Raw genomic sequence first — 16,428 nt, forward strand, 5'->3', positions numbered from 1 at the left:
CTGAGGGCATCAGATCTTGCATCTGATTACCTTTCTGAGTTCATTATACACTGGGGGATGCGAGAAATCAAGTCCCCCAGTTTTATATTTATCCACGCCCCTGGTGAACCTGGCAATTCCAATTTTCTGCACTACAACTTAGGATTTATCGAGAAGATTGTTTATCCAATCATCAAGAAATTTCATTTGCTCATCTGTATGAAACCAATGTTCTCCATTTTTCATAACAGTAAGTGTCGCGTTGGCTTGTTTTGCAAATTCAGATATAGTCGAATAAGAAGTTAAATTATCTTTTTCGCCAAATAAAATATGTGTTGGAATTTTCCATGTAATTGGGTTTTCTCTCACATAACAGAGATAATCCCATGAAAGTGTCTCTCCAAAACTTGTTTTAATTTCTTTTTTATCTCGAAGTTTATCTTCTGTAACATTTGCCCAAAACATCATATTTGTAATTAGTTTTTCCATATTTACAACAGGGGAAACAAAATAAGCTTTTTCTATTTGCTTATCTGATAAGGCATTCATAGCCAAATAGGCACCTACACATAATAGTTTCGTTTTTTGACTGTCACAAGGTCAAATTCACGATGTGTAACAGACAATTCGGCGGCCAGTTCACGAAGTTTCTTTTTCATTCCCGATGGATACAGCAAACGGTTTGTTTTCAAAGCACCGATGGTATGGAACCCTCTCTGTGCAAAGGTATTGATTATCTTTTCAGAAACATACCAGCAGTCGCAAAGAAAATAGGACATTACCGGTGGAACAGGCAGCTCCTTTGCAATGCTTTGTACAATGTCAATCTTGGAAATTGACTTATTGTACATTACAAAAGCATAGTTCAGAACAATGCCATTGCAGGAAAGCATAACAGCAACTGCCTGATGCCCGTAGTCCTGTTTTCCCTTTAAATGGGATTGGTGAAAATACGCATCTTCAATCGGATGTAAAGCCCGTGACGAAGGCTTTGTCTTTGAAGCAATCGTATCGTCCACAATGCAGAAAACAGGCTTTCCGGTGCGTGCTGCTTCTGAATAAATAATCTCAATGACAGAGCATTTTAACGTATCTGAAAGTAATGAATCATCCCATTTTCCGGAATTGAGAAAATGGGCAATCGTAGTTCTGTGGCAGGAACTGTTTTTAGCAAAGTCCGTAGTTTTTCCATGATATCCTAAAATGAAAATACTGATTAGGATACTCATAAGATGGTTTATTACTCGGTTCGAATAAAATTTGCATAAGTTTAATTTTTTAAACTGGTTGTATATGAATGAGGAATGATGTATAGTATTTGCGAGAGACACCTTCTTTCGTAAATGTTGCAAATGTTTGTTTTGGCACTTTCATTATACAACACATGGAATCGAGGTGTCTTTCTTTTATGCAAAATCACGAACTTGCTCATTTATAGTTACATAAATTTATTTGAAATAGAGAAAAAATTGAAAATATATTGATGATATAAAAGGAAACTGTTATGCTGTTATATATAATACAATAACAGTTGTTATAGTTTTATATGAAAGGAGCTGAAAATTATTAAAATAATTATATCTAATATTTCTGGAATTCCTATCTATGAACAGATAAAGGAACAAATTAAAACTGCAATTATAAACGGTGACCTAGAAGATAATGATATGTTACCTTCCTTAAGAAAACTATCAAAGGAATTAAAAATTAGTGTATTAACTATTACTAGAGCTTACACAGAGCTAGAACAAGATGGATTTATTAAAAATGTTCAAGGAAAAGGTAGTTATGTTTTAGGTAGTAGTTCTGAATTAATTAAAGAACAATTAATTAGAGGTATTGAAGAGCATTTATTAAGTGCAATTAAACTAGCTAAGCAAGCCGATTTATTATTAAAAGATTTACATAGTTTACTAAATATATTAGAGGAGAGAAATGTAGATGAATAATATTTTAGAAGTAAATAATCTAGGCAAAATTTATAATGAATTTCAATTAAAAGACATTAATTTTAGCTTACCGTATGGTTTTATTATGGGATTAATAGGTGAAAATGGAGCAGGAAAAACTACTACAATTAAAGCTATTCTTAATATGATAAGTAAAGATTCTGGTGATATTGCCATATTTGGTAAAAATAATATTAAAGATGAAATAGAAATTAAAAAAAATATTGGAGCGGTATTTGACTCTAACTACTTTGTTGATAGTTGGAAAATTAAAGATGTAGAAAAGTCAATGAGACTATTTTATGATAATTGGGATAATATTAAATTTAAATCATTAATAAGTAAATTTAATATTTCCACTAATAAGAAAATCTCTCAACTATCTAAAGGTATGCAAATGAAATTAATGTTAGCTTGTGCATTATCTTATGATGCAAAATTATTAATTTTAGATGAACCAACAAGTGGATTAGACCCTGTTTCAAGAGATGAGTTATTAGATATTTTAAAAGAGTATATAGAAGACGAAAAACGTAGTGTCTTATTTTCTACTCATATAACTACTGATTTAGAGAAGATAGCTGATTATATTACCTATTTACATAAAGGTAGATTAATTTATTCTGGAGGAAAAGAAGAATTTATTGATGCTTTTAGAATTGCAAAAGGTGGTAGAGATGAACTTGTATCAGATTTAGAAAATAAATTAATTAGTACCAGAGTATATTCAAGCGGATTTGAGGGATTAATCAAAACTGAATTTGTTAAAGAGTATCCTAACTTACTTTTTGAGCCTGCTTCAATAGATGATATTATAGTTTATTCTAATAAAGGAGACATTTTAAGAAATGAATAATATATATAAACTAGTTAAATTTGACTATATTCTGATAAAAGAATATCTTAAAACTGCTATTTATCTTTTACTTATAGCACTTATGTTAACAGCATCTTCAAAATCATTAATAGGAGGATTAGTAACAGCTATTACAATAGTTTCATTAAGGCTAACATCTTTGCCATTTGAAACAGAAGAAAAAAATACTATTGAACAATTTTATGGATTTATACCTGTTAGTAAAAAACAACGTGTCACAGGACGTTTTGCATCAATTATTGCTTTAGGGATAATTTCTTTAATGGTATCAATTATTCTGCAAATAATTACACTTACTGTTATTGGTGTAGATATTAAGTTTCAAGAATTAATGATAGGTGTATTTATAAGTAGTGTAATTTATATTATTAATATTTCATTACAAATACCTGCGTATTATAAGTATGGAGCAATTAAAGGAAGAATTATATCTTTCATACCTTTAATTGGATTTAGCCTATTTTATTTTATATTTAATAAATTAGATAATTACTTAATAAATATTTCTAAAATTTTCATAAATAGTAATATGTATTTTAATCTGATAACTATTATTACTTCAGTATTTTCAATAGTTATTATTATTATTTCTTTAAAAGTAAGCAATATCATTTATGATAGAAAAGAATAATCTACAACGAATAATGGAGGCAAAATTATGAAAAAAGATAAATTAGGAAAATTTTTGAGTATATTAGGGAAAATTATTGCATTAACATCTGTAGTATTATTTATGTTAAAAATGATACCTGCTAATGGTATAATTCAATGGAGTATGTTGTTAGTTGCAATTATACTTATATTTATAGGAAATAAATTTGAATAATATATGTACTTCGTAATTTTAAAGTGTTACCAGTAAATGTATGCAATCTTAGTTTATGGGGATTAAAAAGTCGGCAAAGCCGACTTTTTCTTTTCTGTCTTATTGTGAATTCTCTTGCTAATTCGTAAGCGCCAAATATTCCTGCGGATTTCCTGATCCTCAAGTTTTGCCTATAATTGTAGAGTCGAAAGATATTTAGACTATTTCACTACAATTATGGAGGATAGGTTATGGCAGGTACTCGCAAAGCCCGTGTTCCGATGGCGGAACAGATCAGGCTTATCAATGAATGCCGCCAGAGCGGCATGACAGATGCTGACTGGTGCCGTGAAAACGACATTGCAGTAAGCACCTTTTACAACTGGGTCAGCCGTTGCCGGAAAGCGGCAGCGGATCAGATCCCAGCAGCGAATTATGGTCATTCTCCGGTTCCCCGCCCGAAACAGGACGTGGTCCCCATTGACATTGTTCCGGATCACATCCCGGAACAGCATACAGCATCACAGATGCTAAACTCGCACCTTGACAATTCACATACGATCGAAGTTGCCATGAAGGATATCACAGTCCACATCAGCAATGATGCAGATCCGGTCCTGCTCACCAGGATATTCCGCCTGATTCAGGAGATCTCATGTTAGGGGATATCTCCGGACTTGAAAAGATCTACATTGTCTGCGGCTACACCGATATGCGGAAGTCCATTGACGGACTCTGTGCCGTTATCGAGGACCAGCTTAAGATGGATCCCTCGTCCAGTGCTCTCTTCCTTTTCTGCGGAAGAAGACGGGACAGGATCAAAGCCTTGTTCCGTGAACCGGACGGCTTCGTTCTGATCTATAAGCGGCTGTCTGTCCGCGGCGGCTATCAATGGCCCAGGAAGCAGTCGGAAGTCCGGAACCTTTCCTGGCGGGAGTTTGACTGGCTGATGTCCGGGATCGATATTGACCAGCCCAAAGCCCTCAAAGCAGAGTAAAAAATCATCTGGATCTTAGCAGAAATCCTGCACAGAAAAATACGGAAATCCCCTGTAGATTCGGCATTTTTCAGGAGCTATTTTCCTTTAGTAAAAGCCCCGTTTCTGATATAATAAAGGTATCAGAACCGAGGAGGGAAACGATGGCTTCCAGTGCAAAAGATATCCAGCTCAGAGAGCTGAAAGATACGGTATCACAACTGAAAACAATGGTATCCGAACAGACTGAACTGATCCGATCTCTCCGTCTTATCATTGACGAAAAATCCAGTCACGAGAAAGCGCTTCAGGAACAGGTAGATTATCTGACCAAAAAGCTTTTCGGCTCATCCAGCGAAAAAAGATCCGATGATATTCCGGGACAACAGAACCTTTTCGATGAAGCGGAAGTGGAAGAGGATCCATCCCTGCTGGAAGTAGAAACTGTGATCAAGGAACATACCCGTAAAAAGAAGGCAACCCACGAGGATCTCTTCAAAGGCCTGAAGGTTGAAAAAGTAGTGATCCCTCTTCCCGAAGAAGAACAGATCTGTCCGGTATGCGGCACACAGATGGTCCTGATCGGTGAGGAGTATGTCCGCCGGGAACTGGAATTCATTCCTGCCACCTGTAAAGTGATCGAATACTACAGCCAGAGTTACGGATGTCCATCCTGCAAGGAAGGACTCGGCGATACGGAAAAGCCTGTGATCATAAAGTCTCAGGTTCCGGCGGCTCTGGTTGGGAAAGGTCCTGCCTCAGCATCCACTGTTGCATGGACCATGTACCAGAAGTATGCCAACGGGCTTCCCCTTTACCGGCAGGAAAAAGACTGGAAGCAGTATGGGGCTCAGATCAGCCGGACCACCCTTGCCAACTGGATCATCTACTGTTCGCAGAACTATTTCCAGCCGATGTATGATTACTTTCATCGGGAGCTGCTGAAGCGCAGTTTTGCAATGGCAGATGAGACACGGGTCCAGGTGTTAAAAGAGGAAGGGCGCCAGGCCCAGACCCAGTCGTTCATGTGGCTGTTCCGAAGCGGCGAGGATGGACTTCCGGCGATCATCCTGTATGGCTATTCCCCTACCAGGAGTGGCAGCCATGCAAGGGAGTTTCTGGAAGGCTACAGCGGATACCTGGAAACGGATGGATATCAGGGATACAACAATCTTCCGAGGATCAGACGCTGCTCTTGTTGGGCGCATATCCGTCGATACTTTATCGACGCCGTTCCCAAAGGAAAACAGTATGACTACAGCCAGCCGGCAGTGCAGGGCGTCCAGTACTGCAACCGGTTGTTCGCCATTGAGGACTCCATTAACAAAAAGTATCCCGGTGATTATGAAAAGCGGAAGCAGCTGCGTCTCGAGAAGGAAAAACCCGTTCTGGAGGCTTTCTGGTCGTGGCTCGATCAGCAGAAGCCCGTCCGGAATACCCGGATGGATAAAGCCGTGAATTACGTTCTTAACCGACGTGATACAGCGGAGACTTATCTGGAAGACGGACGGTGCAGCTTTACCAATAATCTCAGTGAGAATGCAATTCGTCCATTCGCAGTAGGCCGGAAGAACTGGCTCTTCAGCAATTCCGTTGACGGAGCGAATGCCAGTGCGGTAGTCTACACAATGGTTGAGATGGCAAAAGCATACGATCTGAATATTTATGGATATCTTAAATTTTTACTGGAGCACCGGCCAAGTAAAGATATGACCGATGAACAGCTGGCAGAGCTGGCACCTTGGAGTGAAAAACTCCAATCTATCAAAAATCGCATGTGAATTATAGTGAATTACTCCAACTCGCAAAGGGCTGGAGTAATTTTGTATCCGACCGCATTAATATTTTGCGCTTACGCTAATTCTTTGTAAGCGCCAAATATTCCTGCGGATTTCCAGAGCCTCAGGTTTTGCCTATAATTGTAGCCGATAGATATTTAGACTATTTCACTACAATTATGGAGGCTAGGTTATGGCAGGTACTCGCAAAGCCCGTGTTCCGATGGCGGAACAAATCAGGCTTATCAATGAATGCCGCCAGAGCGGCATGACAGATGCTGACTGGTGCCGTGAAAACGACATTGCAGTAAGCACCTTTTACAACTGGATCTGATCCGCTGCCGGAAAGCGGCAGCGGATCAGATCCCGGCAGCGAATTATGGTCATCTTGAGGTCCCCCGCCCAAAACAGGACGTGGTCCCCATTGACATTGTTCCAGATCACATTCCGGAGCAGCATACAGCATCACAGATGCAGAACCCGTACCTTGACAATTCGCATACGATTGAAGTTGCTATGAAGAACATCACGGTCCGCATCAGCAATGATGCAGATCCTGTTCTGCTCACCAGGACATTCCACCTGCTTCAGGAGCTCTCATGTTAGGGGATATCTCCGGACTTGAGAAGATCTACATTGTCTGCGGCTACAGGAAATATAACTGCAGATTGCCAGCCTAAACGGCCACCTGTGCCATATTTGGCGGCCAGCCTGTGACTTAAATGGCGGTCAGCCAAGGACACATTAAGCGGCCAAAATTTCCAGTTATAATATAAGCATCTCCTGTTCAAGGGGAAATATCATAACTGGAGGTTCAATTATGGACTACAAAAGAGTATTGAGACTTCACTTTGTGAACCATCTCAGCGGTCGCGAGATCGCCGAAAGCTGCGGTGACTGCAGCAAAACAACCGTAAACGAGTTCCTGAAGCGTTTCAGAGAGAATCCGGAACTCTCATACCCTTTACCGGTAGATGTCACGAATGAATACATTGAGAGTATTCTCTATAAAAAGCCTGGTGTATCAGCGAACCAGCTTCTCTATCGGGATTTTAACAAGGAAGCTGTCTACAAGGCTTTAGCCCGCAAAGGGGAGACCCTGAAACATCTGTGGCAGAAATACAATGCCATAGGTATCGTAGACGGGAAGAAACCTATGAGTTATCGCCAATACTGCAGGCGTTACAGCGAATGGGCTGATTCCAAACAGCTGACCTTCCACATCCAGCGTTATCCCGGTGTCAATCTCGAACTGGACTATGCGGGGAAGCAGCTCTATCTGCATAACCGCCGGAACCCGGATGAGACCACAAAGGTCACGATCTTTATCGCTGCCCTCACCTACAGTGATTACTTTTACGCTGAAGGAATGACCGAATGCGATATCCGGAACTGGATCCGGGTCAATAATAATGCTCTGACCTATTTTGGCGGCGTGACACCAACGATCACCCCGGATAATTGCAAAGTAGCAGTTGCCCGGAACAAGGACTGGATCAGCCCTGTCTTGAATAAAGATTTCCAGGCATGGGCAGAACATAACAATACGGTTTTAACCCCTGCCAAAGTGAAATCCCCCCGCTGGAAACCAGTTGTGGAAGGCCACGTAAAGATCATTACCATGCACATCCTCATGGATATGGAAGATATGGTCTTTTATTCGCTGGATGATTTAAACCGTGTCCTGATGGAAAAGGTGGATGCCGAGAACCGGAAACCCTTTGAAGGACTCACCTATTCCCGGTACGATCTCTTTACAACAGAAGAGAAGGAGACCCTCCTGCCTCTTCCGCCCAGCCGTTTTGAATATCTTGAACGAAAGACTGTTAAAGTAGCACAAGATTTCTCCTTCACCTTCGACAAGGTCCATTATAGCATGCCCCGGAAATATCTGCGACAGGAACTTGAGATCCGGGCAGGGGAAAAAGAAATCTATGTCTATAACAAACACGGTGACTTCATCCGGACGCATAAGCGGAGCTACACACCGAAAGACTGGGTGATCATCCCCTCGGATATGCCTGCCGAATACAAAGACTATGGCTATTGGACGGTGCCTTATTTCCAGCAGAAAGCATCTGCTATCGGCCCCAGCACCCGTGCTTTGATCGATGCAGTCATTCAGAAATACGCTTATCCGGTGCAGTCATTCCGAAGCTGCTTTGGCATTCTGCGGTATGCGGAGAAGTACTCGCCGGAAGCCCTGGAACGTTGCTGTAAAGACGCCGTTTTAGCTGGGAGATGCAACTATTCCTATATCTGTAACACAATCTCAACTTACTATAAGGAGCCAGCACAGAGTACGGTACCACAGAGCAAAATCAAAGAAGAGGATGCAGCAGCCGTGTCCGGCACTTACAAAGATGACGACAGCAAGTATTCCCTTAAGAACCTGCTGAAGCGTCAGGAAACGGAGGCCGGCCATGAAGAGTGAAACCAACGATATCTATGAGATGTTGGACACACTATCTCTGCCGGTGGCTGCCCAGCGCTTTGTGGAACTGTCTGAAAGCCCTGAATTCGGCAGCTATACCGCTTTGCAGTTCATTCGTGAAGTCCTGGAGCCTCAGTACATAGAAACCCTCAATAAGCGGTTTGAAACAAATCTGCGGCTTAGCAGCCTGATCAACAAAGGGGCTGTGACTGAGAACCTGAAAACCGGAAACGGGCGCATCTATAATGATGCCACGGTTGAACAGGTTCTGACATTCCACTTTGCTGAGAACCGGCAGAATGTGGGGGTCTATGGAGTCACCGGCGCTGGCAAGTCCTATTTTCTGTCTGCCTGTTGTGTAGAAGCATGCAGGCGCAACTATCGCTGTAAGTTTGTAGACTATAGTGATCTGCTGGACGAACTGATCGTTCTCAACCGGCAGGAAGATCTGAATAAGTACCGTAAGAGGATCAGGTACTATGCACGGATCCAGCTGTTGTTCATTGATGATTTCGCTATCAGCCGGTATTCCGAGGAAGGGATCAAGATCCTATACCATCTCATAAAACTTCGGGATGACCTTGGGACCTCCACCCTCTTCACCTGTCAGTATTCACCAGATGAGTGGGGAAACCAGCTGAGTGACGAGAAGGAGTGTTACGGTAAGCTTGACGGAATCCGGCGAAGGCTGACGACAGGATTTACCGTACTGATTGAGAAGGCATAGCCTTCGGTGACAACGATCAATACTGATCAGCAGGGCGGAGCCCCTCTTGCCCTGCCGATCTCTAAAGCCGACCGCTTAATATGGCCTTGACTGGCCGGGAAATGCGGCCCTGCTGGCCGCGGAAAGTGGCTGTTTGCAATAACAGCCATAGGCTTTGCCAGCGCAATGTTTCAGATGAGTCAGTCTATGTTCATTTTCAATGTGATTTTATCTGCAATCATTGGAAGAAGTTTGGCATCAGAAATTGAGAATAAGAGTATTCGCTTATACATAAATCAAATCGGTATCCGAAAATTGATATATGGAGGCAAAGAATTAGCACTGTTAATTTTTTCGGTATTCATAGATATTTTATTAGTTCTAACGAGTATCGTATTTTATTATGCTGTGCTTGTTCACAATCCAAATGTTGCAAGCGGCATATTCTATGATAGTAATGTGAGTATGGAAGTCGCTCAAATCATTTGTAATTGTATGTTTTGGCTGATAACGATTTTTCTCGTAATGCTAATGGCAACAAGGTTGAAGACACTTGTATGTGTAGGCGTGTACATGATTCTCTATATCATAATGAATTTAATGTCTTATATAGACGGGATAAAATATCTCTCGCCATTACATTACATAGTTGTAACTTCTTCAAACAGCTCACAAATCGCACTCTCTACAATGATTTTTCTCCTTTATTCTATTTGTGCGGGAATATTATTTACCCATATTGGTATTCGCAAGATTGAGAAAATGGATTTATAAAAAAAGTAGCAAAGGCAGCCGAGCCAGGCAACGATCAAGATGAACGCGCATTGGCATTGACATTGACATTCTTATTAGCCTTTACAGATAGGCAAGCACGGGGGGACAGCACAAAGTGCCGCCGCCCCGCATTATTAATCAGAATGAAATAGCTTTTCGTGATTGGCTTTGAAACATTTCTTTGACTGTTCTGATGCAGCATATTCCCCGTCTGCCCTTTGAAGTTTTGCAGAGGCAGATTGTTTCAGAATCATCATATCCACACTTTCATTTCTTTGCTTCACTTCAAAAAATATCAGAAAAAAATATGCGAAGCCATAAAGACATGGAATTTTCAAAATGTATCTGCAGGTTCCCGCTACTTTCTTTCCGGTGCATAGACCGCTTCCACCTCCATCCCGTCATCCGTCTGATCCAGCCGCACATAATAATCCCGGATGTAGTAGCTGGCATACTGTTCCTGCAGGGAATACAGCTCCAGCGTCTGAAAATCCACCAGGCACAAACCTCTGGGCTTTGGATCTTCCCCTTCCGGGCCATAAGTTTCCATAACCGAAAGCACCTTATCCAGACAGTCCTGGCAAAGAATGGTTTTTGCCTTCTCCACATTCAGGATACTGTCTTCCCCATAACTGACTTCCACCGTGGAAATCCCACGGGAGGGCGTCTGTGTGCTGGAAAAGAAGTCTCCGCCTTCCCCGGTGCCTGTCATGGCAGTCCTGGTGCCACTGGTATCTGCTCCGTCCTCCTCATGAGGCAGGATGCCGAAATCCAGCACATACCACTGGTTTACACTGATAATCCCCAGATCATCAAACTGCCGGAAATATTCCATCAGGCTTTCCTTTGCTGTGCCGCACAGATAACAGCCCTCCGGATCCGACAGCTCCGACTGGACTGCTGGCAATTCTTTATACTCCATTGAAGTGAACTCCTCCTGTTGCGGCATATCTGCCGTATCTTTCATTTTCCCAAAAGCTGTGAAAAAAAGAAGCAGGGCAGCCAGGATGCCCGCTCCCCATACCAGTTCTTTCCTCATCCGGTAATACTTTCCCTTCTGCATCGTCCTTCCTCCCGCTTTATTTATGTCTGTAACAAGCATTATTTGTGTCTGTTATGAGCATAAATAGTGTGTGGTTCAGGCACTATTTATGTCTTACCATAAAGGCAAACATGGAAAGGGGGTGTAAAGAACATGGAACAATCTGAAATCAGTCGGATCGGCAGGATCCTGAAGGAACGGCGGCTCCAGCTCGGATACACCCAGGAATATGCTGCAGAAAAAGCAGGCATTTCCTATTCATACTATACCAAGATTGAACGTGGACAACAACTTCCATCTCTGGAAGTTGCCATGGTCCTTTCCAAAACCTTCAGCTTGTCCATGGATCGCTGGCTTTTATGCCAGGCGCATGATTCCAGGATGTCACCGGCTGCCTTAAACCTCATCCAATATGCCAGCTCCCTGAATAACAAAACCATCGAAACGATCCAGGAGCTGCTCTCCAAAGCCTCCCTGGTAGAGAAACAGAACTGACCGCAGGGCCTAAGCCCCCTGCGGTTTTGCAATGAATACATTGCAATTATACTCGGAATATCCAGTAGAATCAAGGAAACTGCAATGAATACATTGCAAATTCACGAGATCGGTTTCGGCATACTCCCGGAAACACGAAAAAGGAGGCTTCTTTCATGGAACAAAAACTGAAACAGGATATTCAGATTGGCGAAACCATCCGCTCCCTGCGCATGGAGCGGAAGCTGACACAGGACCAGGTGGTTTCCAAACTGCAGCTTATGGATCTGGACATCACCCGGAGCATCTACTCTCAGATCGAAGGCGGTACCTACAGCATCCGCATCTCGGTCCTTGCAGGCCTGGCCCAGATCTTTCAGGTGGACTATAACACCTTCTTTCGGGATGTCCATCTCCCAGGTTCGGAATAATTCTTCTCTCCAAATCTTCCCACTTTCTCTTCGTTCTGACCGTGGCACACATTCTTCCCGGTTTCGCACAAAACTGGCACGGTTTTGCGATTGTGCCGTAAATTTCCCCATGTTACAATAGGTACTGTCAAAATTATATGCAGCGAAAACGCAGCGCATCCAAAGGCGGCAGCCTCCCGCCCGGATTGGCTGCGTTTTTTCGTGCAGGGAAAGGAGGTTTCCCTTCAACAACTTCATATGGCTTTGCAGAAGCATTCCGCATTGACCGGGCTGCTTCTGCTTTTTGAGGCAGGAAATTATAAGCACGGGCGGGAAAAGCAATCCCGTCCGTTTTTTCAAGATCAATGAAGGAGGTCATACATGAAACAGTTACCTGCAAACTCTTCACCGGAGAAAAAGCGGACGGTCTGCTACGGGAAATACCTCTACGCAGCCTTCCTGCTCTTTACGCTTATCGCAGCGAATGTCCAGCCGGTGCTTGCTTCCAATATGTGGGACAAGGCCAATGAGATCATGAAGGATGTCTACAACCAGATCGTCCTCATATCCACCATTGCCGCCGTAGTGACCGCATCCGTGGCGCTGCTTTTGATGAATTTCTCGAAATCCGGCAAGACCGTGGATGAGAGCCGTGCCTGGCTGAAGCGGATCATCATTACCTGGGCGATTCTGAACGGCCTTGGTTTTATTATGGCATACATTACCCCGTTCTTTGCCGGAGGCACATACAGCGGATAAGCCCGGAAAGGAGGAAACCACATGGGAATACTGGACGGAATCGTGGAATGGATCGCAGAACAGGTCATGAACATCCTGGATCTGATCACCACTTCAGTCCTGGGCGCCCTCGGCTGCTCCATGGACACGTTCCTGCGCTATTTTCCTGCGGCTGAGACGATGTACGATGTGTTTCTTGCTTTGGCTCTTGGCCTCATCCTCTTAAACTGGGTGTGGCAGCTTTTCAAGAACTACTTCATGGGTGCCGGAATCGAAGCGGAGGATCCCCTGAAACTTTCCATCCGTTCTTTTATTTTTATCTTCCTGGCCTTTTATGCAGAAGACATCGTGAACCTGCTCCTTGGCATCGCAGGGACGCCTTATGACTGGATCTTGACGGAGGAGCTTCCCTCCCTGGATTTTGCCAGCTTCAATTCAGTCATCACTGTCATCCTGGGTGTATGCGCCAATGGAGCCGTGGCGATTATCGCCCTGATTTTAGTTTTGATTTTGGCGTGGAATTACATCAAGCTGCTCTTTGAGGCAGCGGAACGCTACATCCTTTTGGGAGTGCTGGTCTACACGGCGCCGGTTGCCTTTGCCACAGGCGCCTCCCAGTCCACCGGGAACATCTTCAAATCCTGGTGCCGGATGCTGGGCGGGCAGTTCTTCCTGCTGCTGATGAACGCCTGGTGCCTGCGGCTGTTTACCAGCATGGTCGGCACTTTCCTCGCAAACCCGTTATCACTCTGATGAAAGGAGGAGTCCATGAAATACAAAAAACCAATCCTCACTGCCCTGGTACTGGTTTCCTGTCTGGTGTTGTTCTGCTCCATGCCGGTCTTTGCGGCAGAGCTGACAGAAGCCCAGGTAGAGGAAGCCGTAGCAGAACAGGGAAAGGAAGCTGTGACCGGAAATGTGTTCATCTGGTTCCTCTGTGCCATCGCTTTCCTCAAGGTTTCCCAGAAGATCGACAGCTTTATGGCATCCCTGGGGATCAATGTAGGAAACACTGGCGGGAACATGATGGCGGAGCTGCTCATTGCAGGCCGGGGTCTTGCCGGAGCCTTCCACGGACATGGCGGTGGCGGCGGATACCGCAGGGCATCCTCTCCTGGAAGCGCAGCCGTTGGCGGCAGCTTTCTCTCCGGCGGCCTTGCCGGTGCAGTGGGACGCCAGGTACAGCGGGAAGCCGTCAATGCTGCTACCCACTATTCGGAAGGGCCCAGCGTCGGGAATATGCTCTATCAGTCCTCGCTCAAGAAAGGCGGAGACTTTGCCAATAATGTGATCAGCAATATCGCCCAGGGCAATTACGGGCAGGTCGGCTCTATCAAAGGGGAGGATGCGGCAAAAGCCTATGCCTCCTACATGGGCATCGACACCTCTGCTCCGGACGCTGCCACCTACTCGAACATGGAGATTGGCGGCGGACGGATGACCGGCGTGGAAAAATCCGATGCCGGCAGCCGGGAATTTGCCCTTTACAGTGCTGACCAGTATGCAGCCCCTACCCATGGCAGCTTTGAGACAGTCCAATCCGTGGACGGTGCTGCCTGGTATAAACAGTACGCACAGGATACGGTGGAGAAAACGCCGTATGACGCTGGCAATGGAAAAGTCGCCTACAACGAATCCATTGTCCAGAAGCTGCCGCCTGCCCCGCAGCGAAAGGATCGGATGTAAATGGCGGAGCAAAGCTCCGGCCTTGGGGAAGCTGTCGATGTAGGCACCAGTGCAGCCTCCCACTTACAGGCCATGAAGACCGCCGCCCATCTGTCCAAGACCGTGGCGGGTGCGGCAGCCGGTCCCTTTACGGCAGCCATCAGTGCTGCCATCGCAAACCGGCATACTCTTTTGAAAGCCGGAGCCGTTATCCTGGGGTTTTTATTGCTTCCCGTGCTATTCATCCTGATGCTGCCGGGGCTGATCTTTGGATCTCTGACAGAAAACACTGGGGCTTTAAACAGCAATGCCCTGATCAATGAGAATATCCAGAACGCCAGGCAGGCGATTGTGGAAGTCCTGGAAGAAAGCCATGCGGATCTTTTAGAAGAGATCAACACTGCCATTGCAGCGCTTCCGGAGGGCTCCACCGTACAGATCGTAGATCCCTATGAGACGACCATAGCGGTCAATGCCCATCTTTTAATCTCCCAGTTCTGTGCGAGCCAGGATGATTATGAAAATATCAATATTGACAAACTCCAAAGCCTGATCCGGGAAAACAAGGACGGGCTTTTTTCTTATGATGTAGCGGAAGAAACCGTTTCTGTGGAAGTGGAGACGGAAACCGCAGAAGGGGAAACGCCTCAGACGGAAACCGTAACATTTACCCGCTATACCTATACCGTTTCCTTTGCCGGTGACGCCTATTTTGCTGACCATGTATTTTACTTGACCGAGGAACAAAAGGAACTGGCGGAAAACTACGCCAGTAACCTGACCCTCTTCTTTGGCGCTGCCTCCGGCACGGCTATGGCGATCAACTTAAGTGATGAGGTGCTTGCCTACCGACCACTGGTATCCGAGATTGCCGCCCGGTATGGGATGAGCGATTATGTGGAGCTGATCCTGGCCGTCATGATGCAGGAATCCGGCGGACGGGGAAGCGATCCCATGCAGGCATCGGAAAGCGGATACAATACCCGGTTCCCCAGAGGCCCCGGCACGATCACCGATCCGGAATACTCCATTGAGTGCGGCATCCAGGCGCTCCGAGACGTCCTGCAGAAAGCCGGATGCACCGGGCCGACGGACCTGGACCGGATCAAGCTGGCCCTCCAGGGCTATAATTACGGTTCCGCTTACATCGACTGGGCCATGGAACGGGACGGCGGCTACACAAAGGAAAACGCCATTGCCTACTCCGACATGATGTGCGCCCGGCCCGGCTGGAACTATTCCATCTACGGGGACAAGGAGTACGTGGATCATGTCCTGCGCTATTACCAGGTACTGAATACCGGCGGCACTTACCCGGCAGGCGGGATGCAGATCCCCCTCTACATCCAGACGGAATACGGAAACATCCCTTATGGCACCGGTTCGATTGCGGACTGCGGCTGCGGCCCTACTGCCTTTGCCATGGTAGCAAGCTACCTGACCGGAAGCACCATAACTCCGGTGGATGCAGTCGCCTGGTGCGGCAATTCCTACTATAAGCCGGGGGCTGGCACCTACTGGTCCTATTTCCAGGCGGCGGCTTCTCATTTCGGATGCGGGAGCGTCACCCAGACCATGGACGCCAATGCGGTCCTGCAGGCCCTTTCCGAAGGGCGCCCGGTGATCTCCTCCCAGGGGCCGGGGTTATTTACCTCAGCCGGACACTTTATTGTCCTGCGCGGGCTGACCGCAGACGGGAAGGTGCTGGTCAATGATCCCAATGACAGCGAGTCCAAGAACTATGTGAACCGTGCATTTGACATGATGACGGAAATCCATGCGACATCCTCGCAGTATTGGATTTTCGAGAAGAAATAAAGG

The 16,428-nt window shown here is 45.2% G+C and carries 19 protein-coding genes; 16 read left to right on the forward strand and 3 right to left on the reverse strand.

The features are described 5' to 3' along the window. Positions 1-138: 138 nt before the first annotated feature. A complete protein-coding gene (locus tag EFA47_RS16895; protein ID WP_330512221.1) occupies positions 139-528 on the reverse strand; it encodes an alpha/beta hydrolase in 390 nt (129 codons plus the stop codon). A gap of 14 nt (positions 529-542) precedes the next feature. Next, a complete protein-coding gene (locus EFA47_RS16900) occupies positions 543-1,208 on the reverse strand; it encodes a transposase (RefSeq protein ID WP_087163218.1) in 666 nt (221 codons plus the stop codon). A gap of 384 nt (positions 1,209-1,592) precedes the next feature. On the opposite strand from EFA47_RS16900, the gene EFA47_RS16905 reads away from it, so the two are divergent. From EFA47_RS16905 to EFA47_RS16945, 10 genes are all read left to right on the forward strand, one after another. Next, positions 1,593-1,928, forward strand: a complete 336-nt coding sequence (locus EFA47_RS16905; RefSeq protein WP_330512237.1) for a winged helix-turn-helix domain-containing protein — start codon at positions 1,593-1,595, stop codon at positions 1,926-1,928. Continuing rightward, positions 1,921-2,784 carry an ABC transporter ATP-binding protein gene (locus tag EFA47_RS16910; protein WP_087163217.1) on the forward strand — a complete coding sequence of 288 codons (864 nt, stop codon included), beginning with the start codon at positions 1,921-1,923 and terminating at the stop codon, positions 2,782-2,784. The genes EFA47_RS16905 and EFA47_RS16910 overlap by 8 nt, the downstream gene beginning before the upstream one ends. Further along, on the forward strand, positions 2,777-3,436 hold the full coding sequence (locus tag EFA47_RS16915; RefSeq protein WP_054352623.1) for an ABC-2 transporter permease: 660 nt from the start codon (positions 2,777-2,779) through the stop codon (positions 3,434-3,436). The genes EFA47_RS16910 and EFA47_RS16915 overlap by 8 nt, the downstream gene beginning before the upstream one ends. Positions 3,437-3,463: 27 nt before the next feature. Then, complete coding sequence (locus EFA47_RS19970) at positions 3,464-3,631, forward strand: hypothetical protein (RefSeq protein ID WP_162613197.1); 168 nt, start codon at positions 3,464-3,466, stop codon at positions 3,629-3,631. Positions 3,632-3,861: 230 nt separating this feature from the next. After that, positions 3,862-4,272 carry an IS66 family insertion sequence element accessory protein TnpA gene (gene tnpA / locus EFA47_RS16920; protein ID WP_122641481.1) on the forward strand — a complete coding sequence of 137 codons (411 nt, stop codon included), beginning with the start codon at positions 3,862-3,864 and terminating at the stop codon, positions 4,270-4,272. Next, a complete protein-coding gene (gene tnpB / locus EFA47_RS16925; protein ID WP_072524981.1) occupies positions 4,266-4,607 on the forward strand; it encodes an IS66 family insertion sequence element accessory protein TnpB in 342 nt (113 codons plus the stop codon). Before tnpA (EFA47_RS16920) ends, tnpB begins: the two co-directional genes overlap by 7 nt. Before the next feature lie 143 nt (positions 4,608-4,750). Next, a complete protein-coding gene (tnpC, locus tag EFA47_RS16930) occupies positions 4,751-6,367 on the forward strand; it encodes an IS66 family transposase (protein WP_122641480.1) in 1,617 nt (538 codons plus the stop codon). Between the two features lie 190 nt (positions 6,368-6,557). Next, a complete protein-coding gene (gene tnpA, locus EFA47_RS20220) occupies positions 6,558-6,698 on the forward strand; it encodes an IS66 family insertion sequence element accessory protein TnpA (RefSeq protein WP_235853292.1) in 141 nt (46 codons plus the stop codon). 486 nt (positions 6,699-7,184) lie between these two features. Then, the gene (istA, locus tag EFA47_RS16940) at positions 7,185-8,798 is read left to right on the forward strand and encodes an IS21 family transposase (protein ID WP_122644305.1); all 1,614 of its coding nucleotides are present in this window, start codon (positions 7,185-7,187) and stop codon (positions 8,796-8,798) included. Next, positions 8,788-9,525 carry an ATP-binding protein gene (locus tag EFA47_RS16945; protein WP_122644306.1) on the forward strand — a complete coding sequence of 246 codons (738 nt, stop codon included), beginning with the start codon at positions 8,788-8,790 and terminating at the stop codon, positions 9,523-9,525. The genes istA and EFA47_RS16945 overlap by 11 nt, the downstream gene beginning before the upstream one ends. Before the next feature lie 1,111 nt (positions 9,526-10,636). Here EFA47_RS16945 and EFA47_RS16960 read toward each other — a convergent pair. Further along, positions 10,637-11,341 carry a hypothetical protein gene (locus EFA47_RS16960; RefSeq protein ID WP_087162268.1) on the reverse strand — a complete coding sequence of 235 codons (705 nt, stop codon included), beginning with the start codon at positions 11,339-11,341 and terminating at the stop codon, positions 10,637-10,639. Positions 11,342-11,473: 132 nt separating this feature from the next. Between EFA47_RS16960 and EFA47_RS16965 the strand changes: the two genes are divergently transcribed. From EFA47_RS16965 to EFA47_RS16995, 6 genes are all read left to right on the forward strand, one after another. After that, the gene (locus EFA47_RS16965; RefSeq protein WP_054352601.1) at positions 11,474-11,815 is read left to right on the forward strand and encodes a helix-turn-helix domain-containing protein; all 342 of its coding nucleotides are present in this window, start codon (positions 11,474-11,476) and stop codon (positions 11,813-11,815) included. Positions 11,816-11,970: 155 nt separating this feature from the next. Next, entirely contained in the window at positions 11,971-12,225 is a 255-nt protein-coding gene (locus EFA47_RS16970) for a helix-turn-helix domain-containing protein (protein ID WP_054352600.1), read from the forward strand. 360 nt (positions 12,226-12,585) lie between these two features. Further along, the gene (locus tag EFA47_RS16980; RefSeq protein ID WP_015574505.1) at positions 12,586-12,963 is read left to right on the forward strand and encodes a hypothetical protein; all 378 of its coding nucleotides are present in this window, start codon (positions 12,586-12,588) and stop codon (positions 12,961-12,963) included. A 21-nt stretch (positions 12,964-12,984) separates the two neighbouring features. Next, the gene (locus EFA47_RS16985) at positions 12,985-13,695 is read left to right on the forward strand and encodes a conjugal transfer protein TrbL family protein (protein ID WP_087317538.1); all 711 of its coding nucleotides are present in this window, start codon (positions 12,985-12,987) and stop codon (positions 13,693-13,695) included. A 15-nt stretch (positions 13,696-13,710) separates the two neighbouring features. After that, the gene (locus EFA47_RS16990; protein ID WP_106789440.1) at positions 13,711-14,628 is read left to right on the forward strand and encodes a hypothetical protein; all 918 of its coding nucleotides are present in this window, start codon (positions 13,711-13,713) and stop codon (positions 14,626-14,628) included. Positions 14,629-14,730: 102 nt separating this feature from the next. After that, positions 14,731-16,425 (forward strand): lysozyme family protein, encoded by a 1,695-nt coding sequence (locus tag EFA47_RS16995; RefSeq protein WP_330512222.1) that lies wholly within the window; start codon positions 14,731-14,733, stop codon positions 16,423-16,425. Positions 16,426-16,428: the final 3 nt, after the last annotated feature.

Source organism: Luxibacter massiliensis, assembly GCF_900604355.1.
Classification (GTDB): domain Bacteria; phylum Bacillota; class Clostridia; order Lachnospirales; family Lachnospiraceae; genus Luxibacter; species Luxibacter massiliensis.